The 12,844-nt window shown below is 44.2% G+C and carries 14 protein-coding genes; 3 read left to right on the plus strand and 11 right to left on the minus strand.

Annotated elements, in window-relative coordinates:
- Positions 1–190 precede the first annotated feature (190 nt).
- From JEQ21_RS08830 to deoC, 7 genes are all read right to left on the minus strand, one after another.
- Complete coding sequence (locus tag JEQ21_RS08830; RefSeq protein ID WP_199365127.1) at positions 191–583, minus strand: DsbA family oxidoreductase; 393 nt, start codon at positions 581–583, stop codon at positions 191–193.
- A gap of 105 nt (positions 584–688) precedes the next feature.
- Positions 689–1,645 carry an ABC transporter permease gene (locus tag JEQ21_RS08835; protein WP_199365129.1) on the minus strand — a complete coding sequence of 319 codons (957 nt, stop codon included), beginning with the start codon at positions 1,643–1,645 and terminating at the stop codon, positions 689–691.
- Positions 1,642–2,703, minus strand: coding sequence for an ABC transporter permease (locus JEQ21_RS08840; RefSeq protein ID WP_196091847.1), 1,062 nt, complete (start codon positions 2,701–2,703; stop codon positions 1,642–1,644). Before JEQ21_RS08840 ends, JEQ21_RS08835 begins: the two co-directional genes overlap by 4 nt.
- The gene (locus tag JEQ21_RS08845; RefSeq protein WP_199365131.1) at positions 2,696–4,231 is read right to left on the minus strand and encodes an ABC transporter ATP-binding protein; all 1,536 of its coding nucleotides are present in this window, start codon (positions 4,229–4,231) and stop codon (positions 2,696–2,698) included. Before JEQ21_RS08845 ends, JEQ21_RS08840 begins: the two co-directional genes overlap by 8 nt.
- Before the next feature lie 32 nt (positions 4,232–4,263).
- On the minus strand, positions 4,264–5,319 hold the full coding sequence (locus tag JEQ21_RS08850; protein ID WP_199365134.1) for a BMP family lipoprotein: 1,056 nt from the start codon (positions 5,317–5,319) through the stop codon (positions 4,264–4,266).
- 27 nt (positions 5,320–5,346) lie between these two features.
- Positions 5,347–5,736: a cytidine deaminase gene (locus JEQ21_RS08855; RefSeq protein ID WP_196091850.1), complete on the minus strand. Its 390-nt coding sequence runs from the start codon at positions 5,734–5,736 to the stop codon at positions 5,347–5,349.
- Complete coding sequence (gene deoC / locus JEQ21_RS08860; RefSeq protein ID WP_196091851.1) at positions 5,723–6,385, minus strand: deoxyribose-phosphate aldolase; 663 nt, start codon at positions 6,383–6,385, stop codon at positions 5,723–5,725. The genes JEQ21_RS08855 and deoC overlap by 14 nt, the downstream gene beginning before the upstream one ends.
- Between deoC and JEQ21_RS08865 the strand changes: the two genes are divergently transcribed.
- A complete protein-coding gene (locus tag JEQ21_RS08865; RefSeq protein WP_199365136.1) occupies positions 6,359–6,661 on the plus strand; it encodes a hypothetical protein in 303 nt (100 codons plus the stop codon). The two genes, deoC and JEQ21_RS08865, sit on opposite strands and share 27 nt — an antisense overlap.
- Positions 6,662–6,697: 36 nt before the next feature.
- Here the strand turns inward: JEQ21_RS08865 and JEQ21_RS08870 are convergent, their stop codons facing one another.
- From JEQ21_RS08870 to JEQ21_RS08885, 4 genes are all read right to left on the minus strand, one after another.
- Positions 6,698–7,744, minus strand: coding sequence for a BMP family lipoprotein (locus tag JEQ21_RS08870; RefSeq protein ID WP_199365138.1), 1,047 nt, complete (start codon positions 7,742–7,744; stop codon positions 6,698–6,700).
- 189 nt (positions 7,745–7,933) lie between these two features.
- The gene (locus JEQ21_RS08875; protein WP_199365140.1) at positions 7,934–8,986 is read right to left on the minus strand and encodes a BMP family lipoprotein; all 1,053 of its coding nucleotides are present in this window, start codon (positions 8,984–8,986) and stop codon (positions 7,934–7,936) included.
- A 364-nt stretch (positions 8,987–9,350) separates the two neighbouring features.
- The gene (locus JEQ21_RS08880) at positions 9,351–10,628 is read right to left on the minus strand and encodes a pyrimidine-nucleoside phosphorylase (protein WP_199365142.1); all 1,278 of its coding nucleotides are present in this window, start codon (positions 10,626–10,628) and stop codon (positions 9,351–9,353) included.
- The gene (locus tag JEQ21_RS08885) at positions 10,625–11,215 is read right to left on the minus strand and encodes a class I SAM-dependent methyltransferase (RefSeq protein ID WP_199365144.1); all 591 of its coding nucleotides are present in this window, start codon (positions 11,213–11,215) and stop codon (positions 10,625–10,627) included. Before JEQ21_RS08885 ends, JEQ21_RS08880 begins: the two co-directional genes overlap by 4 nt.
- Before the next feature lie 89 nt (positions 11,216–11,304).
- Between JEQ21_RS08885 and coaA the strand changes: the two genes are divergently transcribed.
- The gene (gene coaA / locus JEQ21_RS08890) at positions 11,305–12,225 is read left to right on the plus strand and encodes a type I pantothenate kinase (RefSeq protein WP_199365146.1); all 921 of its coding nucleotides are present in this window, start codon (positions 11,305–11,307) and stop codon (positions 12,223–12,225) included.
- Positions 12,226–12,292: 67 nt separating this feature from the next.
- Positions 12,293–12,529 (plus strand): 30S ribosomal protein S20, encoded by a 237-nt coding sequence (gene rpsT / locus JEQ21_RS08895; protein WP_135037360.1) that lies wholly within the window; start codon positions 12,293–12,295, stop codon positions 12,527–12,529.
- Positions 12,530–12,844: the final 315 nt, after the last annotated feature.

Below are 12,844 nucleotides of genomic sequence, written 5' to 3' on the forward strand. Positions count from 1 at the left end.
GATATGCAGGAGTTAAATAAGCTTCTTGGAATTGACTGGACAAAGGGAGTTGTGAAGTTCGAGGAATTAAGAAATTATGCTAGAGGTTCATATACAACACGAAAATAATTAAAAAAGATAGCCAAACGCCTTGTCCCCCAAGGGGTTAGCTATCTTTTGTCTTATTTAAAGTGATAAACTCGGGATTTTATCAAACAAAACAACCATTTGGTCCACAGGTCCTATCTGATGACTCCGCCCCCAGACGGACTGGTTTAGGTTCTAAAGCAAAGGCTATTTCCAGAGCTTCTTCAAAGACCTCTTGGGGGTGAGCTCCGGAAATAGAGAAAGGACCGGCAAATAGGATGAAGGGAACTGCTGTAATCTCTAAGGCCATTCCAGCCTCTTGATCTGCCTCAATGCGAGCAGCATATTCCTGAGATAGCAAGGCTTCTTCGACAAGCTCTGCTTTCAAGCCCAGTTCTTGGGCTAGGTCTAGCAGAACTTGGTCTTGGGCTAAATCCAAGCCACGTGTAAAGTGAGCTTGGAAGAGGAGGTTTGCCATTTCTTTCCCCAAGTCCTTGGCCCTTGCCAAATGAATCAAATGATGACTTCATCGGCTATATTTTCATCTCCATTCACCACTGTGTAACAGGATAACCTTTTTTGAAAAAAGGTTCCTGGCGCTAGGCCAGGAACCTTTAAGAATTTATTTAGACTTAATGTAATTGACTCCGACTGCCTTCGGTGCAACGGCTTTTCCAAAGAAGGCCGCAAGGACAACGATGGTTAAGACGTAAGGAGCAATCTGTAGATAAACAGCTGGAACCTTATCAAAGAGTGGCAATTGGCTACCGATAACCGCCAAACTCTGAGAAAGTCCAAAGAAGAGGCTGGAGAGCATGGCACCAACTGGACTCCATTTTCCGAAAATCATCGCAGCAAGGGCAATAAACCCAGGTCCAACAATGGTAGAAATGGAGAAGTTTACAGAAATGGATTGGGCATAAACCGCACCTCCGACTCCCCCAAGGAAACCAGAAATCATGACCCCTGCGTACCGCATCAAGTAGACGTTAATCCCAAGGGTATCAGCCGCTTGAGGATGTTCACCAACAGAACGAAGGCGCAGACCGAACTTGGTCTTGAACATAATAAACCAAGCCAGGAAAGAGGTTGCGATGGCCACGTAACCCATAATCGATGTATTCTTGAAGAAGACTTCTCCGATAAAGGGGATATCTGATAAAATCGGGAAATCAAAGCGTCCGAAGGACTCCTGGATATTGTCCGTTTGTCCCTTGTTGTAGAGCACTTTGACCAAGAAAACTGTTAAGGCTGGAGCCATCAAGTTCAATACCGTACCGCTGACAACATGGTCCGCCCGGAAATGAACGGTCGCTACCGCATGGAGGAGGGAGAAGAGAACGCCCGCCAAACCACCAACAAGTAAGGCCAACCATGGAGTTGCATCGCCAAGAGCAGATGCAGTTGAAAGGTTGAAGACAACTGCTGAAAAAGCGCCGACAACCATAATTCCTTCCAAACCAACATTAACAATCCCTGAATGCTCAGAGAAAGTTCCACCAATGGAGGTGAAAATGAGAGGGGCTGAATAAATCAGCATGGAAGACACTAATAAGGCTAATAGGGTTTCGAGATTCATTTAGCTTGCCCTCCCTTTTTTGCTTTTGACTCAAGGAATTTTTCAATCACGTAATGAATTCCAACGAAGAAGATAATTGAAGCCGTCACAATGTTAACCAATTCTGGTGGAATGGATGCTGCATTCATCCCCGGTGCACCAACTTGGAGAACCGCAAAGAGGAAGGCCGCGAAGATAATTCCAATTGGAGAGTTATTGGCCAAAAGGGATACGGCCATCCCATTGAAACCGATAGACAAGGACGAACCTTGAATGTAAACATTTTGGAAGGTTCCAAGTCCTTCCACAGCACCCCCAAGACCCGCAAGGGCACCAGAGATAATCATGGAAATAATGATAATTCGTTTAGAGGACATCCCTGCATACTCACTGGCATGAGGGTTAAGACCAACCGAGCGAATTTCAAATCCGAGGGTGGTTTTCTTCAACAGGAACCAGATAAGGGCCACCGCGATAATAGCGAAGAAAATCCCAATGTTCATCCGTGAATTGCTGGTAAGAGCCCGCAACCACTCTGTCTGATAAGTGGCGTTCATGCCAACCGGCTTACTAGAGTCGGTACTTTGCATAACGGATTGTGGCAGTTGGTGAATCAAGGCATTTCCCACAAAGAGAACAATGTAGTTCATCATGATAGTGACAATAACCTCACTGGTCCCCAAGTAAGCCCGAAGGACACCTGGAATAGAACCAACCAAACCACCCGCTACCATGGCAATCACGATGGTAGCGGGAATCATAACCAATCGAGGTAGATCCGGATTGAGTAGGGCAAAGGATGCGGCTGCAATCCAGCCTGCCAAAGCTTGTCCAGACAAACCGACGTTAAAGAATCCTGCTCGACTAGCCACTGCAAAACCGAGACCAATTAACGTCAAGGGACCCATAGCCCGGAAAATTTCCCCAATAGATCTGAGCGAACCAAAAGCTGTCGCAAAGAGCGCCTCATAGCCCCAAATAGCATCGTAGCCAAAGATCCACATGATGATGGCTCCTAGGAGAATTCCAAGGAGAACGGAGATCAAAGGGACAGCTGCACCTTGAAGTTTCTTAGACATTTCCTTCCTCCTTCTTCAATTCTCCACCAGCCATCAAGATACCAAGCTCTTGATTGTTGGTGGTTTCAGGGTCCAATTCCCCCTGAATATGACCGTCATGGATAACAGCGATACGGTCTGAGACGTTGAGAATCTCATCCAACTCAAAGGACACCACCAAAATGGCTTTACCTTTATCCCGCTCTTCAATCAAGCGTTTGTGGATGTATTCTATCGCTCCAACGTCCAAGCCTCGTGTCGGTTGACTAACAATGAGGAGGTCTGGATTACGATCAACTTCCCGCGCGATAATGGCTTTTTGCTGGTTTCCTCCAGAAAGTGCCTTTGCTGGTACATACTCACTGGCGGCCCGTACATCAAATTCAGTCATCAGGCGACGTGCTTGGTCATAGATGTTCCCATAGTTTAGAATCCCTTTGGAACTCATGGGCTCTTTGTAGTAGGTTTGAAGCGCAATATTTTCTGAAATAGACAACTCTAGCACCAAACCATCACGATGACGGTCCTCTGGAACGTGTCCAACTTGCATTTCAGTAATGGTCCGCGGACTTGCACCAACGATATCTTCACCTTTAAGAGTAATGGTTCCAGATTTCACCTTACGGAGTCCTGTAATCGCTTGGATCAATTCCGTTTGACCATTCCCATCGATACCGGCAATTCCGACAATTTCACCTGCCCGAATATCCAAAGTAAGATTTTTCACAGCTGGTACTCCACGGTTTTCCAAGACCACCAAATCCTTAATGGAAAGGACCGTTTCTTTGGGTTGTGCCTTAACCTTTTCTGTTTTGAAGGAAACAGAACGTCCCACCATCATCTCAGCAAGGTCTTGGTTGGTAGCACCGGCAATTTCAACGGTCTCAATACTCTTACCACGACGAATGACAGTCACACGATCCGCAACGGCCCGGATTTCATCCAATTTGTGGGTAATGAGAATCAGAGATTTTCCTTCTTTGACCAAACTCTTCATAATTTCAACCAGTTCTTGAATTTCGGAAGGGGTCAAAACCGCTGTTGGTTCATCAAAAATCAGAATGTCAGCACCACGATAGAGAGTTTTCAGAATCTCTACCCGTTGTTGCATCCCTACGGAAATGTCTTCCACCTTAGCAGATGGATCTACTGCAAGACCATACCGCTTGGACAGTTCTTCAATTTCTTTGGTGGCTTCTTTAATGTCCAGCACACCGTTTTTGGTAATTTCACTTCCTAGGATAATATTTTCTGCGACCGTGAAAGCCTCTACTAGCATAAAGTGCTGGTGAACCATCCCAATCCCCAAGGAAGCAGCCTTTGAAGGAGAATCCAATTGAACAACTTGGCCATTGACCGCAATTTCACCGCTGGTTGGTTCAAGCAAGCCCGCCAGCATGTTCATCAAGGTTGATTTTCCTGCCCCATTTTCTCCGAGAAGGGCGTGAATCTCGCCCTTACGGAGTTGAAGGTTGATATGGTCATTGGCAACAAAATCTCCAAATTTTTTGGTGATATCGCGCATCTCGATGACATGTTCATTCGCCATATTCCGTTTATCCTTTCTAACGTCTTCCTAAATTATTTTTCAGGAACCGTTACCTTGCCATCGATGATGGCTTGTTTTGCATCTTCGACAGCTTTTTTAGTGTCTTCGTTCAAGTTATCGTAGGTTACTTCTACACCACCTGATTTCAAATCGTAGGCAGTTGTTGTTCCACCAGGGAACTTATCTTCTTGCAATTTAGTTGCCATATCCTTGATGGTGTTTCCGACCTCTTTCAATGTTGAGGTCAAGACTACGTTAGATTCTTTACCATCTTTGTCTTTGTATCCACCTTGAGGGGCTTGATCGCTATCAACACCGATAACCCAAACTTTTTCGTCTGAATCAGCAGCAAATTTCTCATTCCGGGTAATCGCTTCATTCAGAAGGCCATCACCAGTTTTACCAGAAGCGTGGAAAATCACATCTGCACCAGCTGCGTATTGAGCAGCAGCAATGGTTTTACCTTTAGCGGCATCATTAAAGGAACCAGCATAGTCCACTTGGACTTTAATCGATGGGTCAACTGATTTGACCCCTGCTTCAAAACCTTTTTCAAAGCGCGTGATAACTTCACTTTCAACCCCACCAATGAAACCAACTTGTTTGGTTTTGGTGTTCTTGGCCGCAGCAACACCTGCAAGGTAAGCTGCTTCTTGATCCGCGAAGGTTGCTGAAGCAACGTTATCCAAATCAATCACGCTATCCACCATCACAAATTTTGTATCTGGATTGTTTTTAGCGACTTCCTCCAATGATGTTGCAAGGGCAAATCCAGCACCTGCAACCATATCATAGCCTTCTGTGATGGCTTGTTGGAAATTGTTGGTGAAGTCAGATTCATTTTCAGACTGATAGTAGGTATAGCCTTGATTTTGTTCCAAATTGTTTTCTTCACCCCATGCTTTCAAACCTGTCCAAGCAGATTCGTTGAAGGAGTGGTCATCAACCCCACCGGTATCCGTCACGTAGGCTACACGAATGGAATCTGAAGCAGCTTCTGAACGATCACCACTGCGGTTAGAACACGCTGCCAAACCAAGTACTGCAAGTGATGCTGCTCCGAGTGCTACAATTTTATTTGACTTCATTACAATCTCCTCTTTTTATTTCATTCTTTAATTTAAATCTTTAAAAGAATAAGGTAACAACTCTTCCATAGACATGGTTTTCGTTGACCCATCCTTGGCAATTAATGTAATCGGCAAATCGGCTTCAAAAAATTCAGCCATTACCTGACGGCAAGCTCCACAAGGCGAAACAGGTCTCTCCGTTTCTCCGTAAATATACAGAGCGGAAAATTCAGTAACTCCTTCTGAAACTGCCTTAAAAATAGCAGTTCTCTCTCCACAATTGGTTAAACCAAAGCTCGCATTTTCAATGTTGACCCCGGTATAATAGCGACCATCCTTGGCCACTAAAACAGCCCCAATCGGAAAGTGAGAATAAGGAACGTAGGCTTTTTGGGCCATTTCCATCGCTAATTGAATTGGATCAGTAGCCTCCATCCACAACCTCGCCTTTCATGATGGCAACACCTGAAGAAGTTCCTATACGTGTTGCACCAGCTTCAACAAAAGCTACTGCATCTTCATAGGAACGAGCTCCACCCGCTGCTTTAACACCGAAATCGGGTCCAACTACTCGGCGCATCAATTCCAAATCAGGAACGTTTGCTCCAGCAGTTGAAAATCCAGTCGAAGTTTTCACGAAGTCTGCACCAGCCTCAACTGTTAATCGAGAAGCACGTTCCTTCTCTTCATCCGTTAACAAGGCTGTTTCAATAATCACCTTAACAAGTGCATCTCCGCTAGCTTCAACAACTGCTTGGATATCCTCCAAAACAGCTTGGTCGTCTCCATCTTTCAGAGCTGCAATATTAATAACCATGTCTACTTCACTCGCTCCATTTTTAACAGCCTCTGCTGTCTCAAACGCCTTGGTTGCGGAAGTTGTTGCTCCCAGAGGGAAACCGATGACGGTACAAACCTTTACATCAGTTCCAGCCAATTCCTTGGCAGCCAAAGCTACCCAGCTAGGATTCAAACAGACGCTCGCAAAATCGTACTCTTTAGCTTCTTCAATCAGCTGTAGAATCGCGTCTTTTTGGGCATCTGCTTTGAGTAGTGTATGGTCAATATATTTGTTAAGTTTCATGGTTTTTCTCCTATTCATTTGCCATGGTATTCGTTTACATTACACTATCTCTATTCTATCATTTTTTACAGAACAATGACCACCTCCCTTCAAGATTTTTCTGTCAAAAAAGAGGTTGAAAAAATTCAACCTCTTACTAAAGCAAGTGACCGTGTTCCGCTAACTCATTCTATTGAAATGGCTAACCTTTCACCCATTCCTGGTAAAGGCTTGCCCCCAAATGAGGGACCTCTGCCACTTTTACGAGTAGATGAGTCAGAAGATTTTGCCCCTTGAGAAAGGGAGAGTCAAACCTCGCACCATCACCTAAGTCTATTTTTCAGGAACGTTTATATTTCCTGCAATAATAGCTTCTTTGGCGTCTGAAACGGCTGCTTTAGCATCTGAGGATAGTTGACCAGTAACTAAGTTCACCCCTCCAGACTTCAAACCATAAACAATGGTTTGATTCCCAGGGAAATTTCCGTCACTCGTCTTTTCTGCAACATCTTTCAAAGCTGCTCCGACTTCTTTAATCGTTGAAGTCAAAACAAAGTTTGCTTTTTTTCCATCCTTGGAAGTGTATTCGCCTTCTGCAGATTGATCCTGGTCGACACCGATGACCCAAACTTTATCGGCTTCATCACGTGTTTCATTCAAATCTTTAGCTTCCTTGAAGACACCTGCTCCACTTCCACCTGCTGCATGGTAAATGACATCAGCTCCACCGGCGTATTGCGCCTGCGCCAAAGACTTGCCTTTTGACGCGTCGGTAAAGGAACCTGCGTAATCTACCTGAACTTTGATATCCGGATCCACCGAATGGACACCAGCTTCAAAGCCTTTTTCAAACCGTTTGACAACCTCAGATTCCATACCGCCAATAAAACCGACCTGTTTTTTCTCTGTGGTTTTAGCTGCTGCAACTCCCGCCAAGTAAGCCGCTTCTTGATCCGCAAATGTTGCACTGGTTACGTTGTCTTGACCTTCAATGACCTCATCAATAATCAAGTAATTAACTTCTGGGTGATCCTTTGCAGCTTGTTCAACTGCATTTTTCACCATAAATCCAATACCGATAACCAAGTTACTACCATTGGTTGCTGCTTGTTCAAAATTGTTGGTGTAGTCGGACTCAGAATCGGATTGGTAATACCCATAGCCATTTCCTTCACTTAACCCCTGAGATTTACCCCAGGCTTCCAAACCTTCCCAAGCAGATTGGCTAAAGGATTTATCATCAACTCCTCCAGCACCTGTAACAAGCGTCGCCTTAACCTTGGTTTCCGTATTCTCTGTGTTACCTCGCTGTCCACAGGCCACTAATCCCAGTGTCGCCACCGCCAGACCTGCTACAGCCAGAATCGCCTTTTTATTCAAAGCGCTAACCTCCATTTTTTACATACGATTGACAGTATAGCATAGAAACGATGATTTGGCTAGACTTCATTCGTGAAAAACAAGAAAATTTCTTGAAAACTTCCAAGAATATCCTATAAACACGAACGTTTTCAAATTCAGTGTCCCTTATATACAAAAAAACCAGGAAATTCCTGGCTTTTTTCAGTCTTATTTGGTAGGGACTTCTAGGTCGCCTGCTACGATTTTGTCTTTTGCTTCTTTAACAGCAGCTTTGGCATCATCAGACAAGTTTGTTTCTGCAAGGTCAACCCCTTTATCTTTCAAACCGTAAGTGATGTGTTTACCGCCTGGGAACTTATCATCTTTAGCTTGGTTGGCCAAATCCTTCACAGCTTCCCCAACTTCTTTCAAGGTAGAAGCAAGTACGAAGTTAGACTCTTTACCGTCTTTAGAAGTGTAGTTCCCTTCATCTTTCTGGTCACGGTCAACACCGATTACCCAAACTTTTTCTGCTTCGTCTTTGGTTTCATTCAAGTCTTTCGCTTCTTTGAAGACACCAACACCAGTACCACCAGCTGCTTGATAGATAACATCTACACCAGCTGAGTATTGAGCTTGAGCGATAGATTTACCTTTAGCGGCATCACTGAAGGAACCTGCGTAGTCCACACGAACATTGATAGAAGGATCTACAGATTTAACACCTGCTTCAAACCCTTTTTCGAAACGAGTGATAACCTCTGATTCCATACCACCAATGAAACCAATTTCTTTAGACTTAGTTGTTTTAGCAGCAGCCACACCAGCTAGGTATGCAGCTTCATTGTCCGCAAAGGTTGCGCTCGCAACGTTGTCCATGTTTTCAATCACTTCATCAATGATGACGTAGTTGGTATCCGTGCGATCTTTTGCCGCAGACTCAACGGCGTTACGAAGGGCAAATCCAATTCCAAATACCAATTGGTTACCACTTGAAGCAGCTTGTTCCAAATTGTTTGCGTAATCAGACTCACTTTGAGATTGGATGTAGCTGATTCCATTTCCTTCAGAAAGACCATTTTCTTTCCCCCAAGCCATCAACCCTTCCCAAGCAGATTGGTTAAAGGACTTATCGTCAACCCCACCAGTATCGGTTACGATAACGGCTTTAAGGTCGGTTTTAGCATCGGCATTTTGACTTGTAGAACGGTTTCCACAGGCAACCAAAGTCAGCGCTGCTGCAGCCGTCAATCCGATACCAAACCATTGTTTCTTGTTCATGTTGAACCTCCTAAAAAATGTTAGAACTGATGAGTGATTGTCATCACTAAGCAAAGACGATGTTAGGGATGTCGAAACGAAAATCATACTCATTATAGTCTTTTAGTTTATCTTTTATTACTGTGTTAGCTCGTCTTACCGTACTTCAGTACTGTCTACGACTCGCTGCCTTGTACTAAAAGTAAACTAAAAGACTATACTTTTCAAAATCTGAATGCGCCAATCCTCTTCGCCGAACCCCTGGTTCTGTCTTCATCGGATTGATAGAGGTTGGGACAAAGTCTCAACCTTTTTATTTTAGTTAGCAAAATAACTGTTCCATTGCATAAAAACTTCGACTGTTTTGAGTATTAAAACAATTCTATTACCGAACGATTTCAATAATTTCCTTGATTTCGACCTCTTCGTTTCCTATTTTAACATTTTCCAGAAATTCTTCAAGCATAACTTTCGGAATTTCCGAATTTGCATAAATTCTGGCTAGAACTTCTCCTTCTTCTACACGGTCGCCTACTTTTTTCTCAAAAACAATCCCTGTTTCGAAATCAAGTGGGTCTGTTTTAACCGCTCGACCTGCCCCCAACTTCATGGCAAACAAACCATAGTAAAGTGCTGGTAGTTCGGTAATATAGCCACCTGTAGGAGCCTTAACTTCATAGACTTCTTGGACTTGAACAGGACGGTAAAGATCTTCCAAATCTCCACCTTGAGCTGCGACCATTTCTTCCAATTTTGCCAAAGCAGAACCGTTTTCAAGATGGGAACGAACCTCCTCAACGGACTTTTCAACGCCCGCTAAAGCCAACAACATTTGCCCTAACTCGCTGACAAAGTTCGTAATATCCGAACGACCTTGCCCCCGTAAAATCTCAATCGCTTCTAGTAACTCCAAACGGTTTCCAATCGCCCGACCTAAAGGCTGGCTCATATCGGTAACCACTGCAACAGTCTCTCGACCAACAGCTTTCCCAAGATTCACCATTGTGGTCGCCAATTCACGCGCCTCTTCAATGGTCTTCATAAAGGCACCTTGACCGACTGTCACATCCAAGAGGATGGCATCGGAACCCGCCGCAATTTTCTTACTCATGACTGAACTGGCAATCAATGGGATAATATCCACTGTCGCAGTCACATCCCGAAGGGCATACAGCAATTTATCCGCCTTAACCAACTGGTCGGACTGACCAATGACAGAAACGCCAATAGCTTGGACTTGCTGAATAAAATCAACTTCTGGGATTTCCACTTGGAAACCTTTAATGGATTCCAGTTTATCCAAGGTTCCACCCGTGTGCCCCAAACCACGGCCACTCATCTTTGCAACCGATACGCCGAAACTTGCCACCAATGGTGCCAGAATCAAGGTCACCTTGTCCCCGACTCCACCAGTAGAATGCTTATCCACTTTGATCCCTGGAATGGCAGACAAGTCCACCTGATCTCCACTTGCCACCATGGCCATGGTGAGATCACTAATTTCCCGCGTATCCATTCCCTTGAAATAAATAGCCATCGCCAAAGCAGCCATCTGGTAGTCTGGAACCCTTCCGTCCACATAGCCTTCGATGAGCCAATCAATCTCCTCTTTACTTAAGCTGTAACCATCTCGTTTTTTCTGAATTAAATCAACCGCTCTCATTCTTTCACACTTCTAAGGATGTAATAACCCTTATCCTTTCTAATAGTATCACAATGACCGAAGATTTCTTCCATTTTCTTTTTTGCACTCGGCGCCCCTTGTTTCTTTTGAATGACTAGGGTCAAATCTCCCCCAGACTCCAAGTAAGCCGGCGCCTCCTCAATAACCCTGTGGACCACCGATTTACCCGCCCGGATAGGGGGATTGGAGATAATATGGGTAAAGGTCCCTGCCACCTGGTCATAGACATCAGAAGCAAAAACACTAGCCTCCACCCCATTGGCCTGGGCATTTTTGATAGCCAGGTCTAGAGCCCTTTCATTGACGTCCACCATGGTCACTGTCTGCCCCTGCACCTTGGCGAGGGTAATTCCCAAGGGCCCATAACCACAGCCCACATCCAAGAGCGATCCTCCAGGTACAAAGTCGAGGCTATCCAACAACACCCGCGACCCATAGTCCACCTGTTTTTTTGAAAAAACACCAGCATCCGCTAAAAAACGAAAATCCGTGCCCAAGAGGGACACGCGCAACTCTCGCACATCATGTGCAGCATCCGGCTGCCGCTCAAAATACATCTTACTCATAGGTTTATTCTATCACAACTGGAAGCATTATGGAAACGGTTTACAGCACTGCAACCCTATGATATACTAGGCGAAGAAACGAGGATACTATGCAGGAATTTTTGAATTACCGTCCCATCAAGCGAGAGGAATGGCGACATTTGCAACCCGGATTAACCAACGCCGGACTAACCCAGGCAGAATTGGATGCCATCCGAAGCCTCAATGACCCCATCCAACTGGAGGAAATCCATGACATTTACCTTCCGTTAATTCATTTGCTTCATATATATAGAAAAAACAAAGAAGAACTCAACCGATCCAAAGGAGCTTTCCTTGGTCAAACCGCTAGCAAGTCCCCCTTCATCATTGGAATTGCTGGTAGCGTTGCTGTAGGCAAATCGACAACCAGTCGCCTCCTTCGTCTGCTTCTACAACAGGCATATCCTACATTACAGGTGGATTTGGTCACCACGGATGGTTTTCTCTATCCCAATGCCACTCTAGAAGCTAAGCAGATCATGCACCAAAAAGGCTTCCCCCAATCCTATGACATGGAAAAATTGCTAGACTTTTTGGATCATATCCGGAATGGAGATGCCTACGATGTTCCCCTCTACTCCCACGAATCTTATGACATTCTACCCGATCAGGTCATTCATTTGGAAAACACAGATATCCTGATTGTGGAAGGGATCAATCTCTTTCAAATCTCAGACCAACCCAATCTTTACAGTCTCGACTATTTTGATTTTTCCATCTATATCGACGCCCCAACCGACCTCATCGAGCAGTGGTACCTCGAGCGTTTCCTCAAATTGCGAGAACTGGCTATGGAGAAGCCGGAAAATTACCACCACCGCTTCAGCCTCATGAGCGTAGAGGGATCCTTGGCCTATGCACGCCATATTTGGGAAAGCATCAATTTGGTCAACCTACAAGACTATATCCAGCCCACCCGAAATCGGGCTCAAATGATTCTTCACAAAGACCAAAACCACAAAATTGATAAAATCTACCTAAAAAAATGAAATCTTCTTGTCAAGCTAGGGAAATTCCTGTATAATTAGATAGTTATTACATATGGAGGTGAACATTTTGGCAAATATTAAATCAGCTATCAAACGCGCTGAATTGAACGTGAAACAAAACGAAAAAAATTCAGCTCAAAAATCAGCTATGCGTACTGCTATCAAGAACTTCGAAGCTAACCCAACTGAAGAACTTTTCCGTACTGCATCTGCTGCTATTGATAAAGCAGAAACAAAAGGTTTGATTCACAAAAACAAAGCAAGCCGCGACAAATCACGCCTTGCTGCTAAACTTGCTAAATAAGAAAGTTAGAAGCTCCCAAGGAGCTTTTTTCTTTTTTCAAGTTTTCACTTGAGTATAATTGTCTATTTTCCTTAGGTCAAAATTATACTCTTTTAGTTTATCTTTTATTACCCCGAATTATTCATACCCTGAATATCTTTGCGTAACTATCAAAAAAATCATCAGAAACAAGCAATAAACAATTGCAGTTCTGATGATTTTTATGAACGATCAAGCTTTTCTATAAATAAAGATGGGTCTGCTACCTTAGCACCCTAAAAAAGGGTAGACTCCGCCCTTGGTGCGACTCTCGATTTTTAAAAATGTATTCTATTT

The organism is Streptococcus sp. 121, from assembly GCF_016458205.1.
GTDB lineage: Bacteria > Bacillota > Bacilli > Lactobacillales > Streptococcaceae > Streptococcus.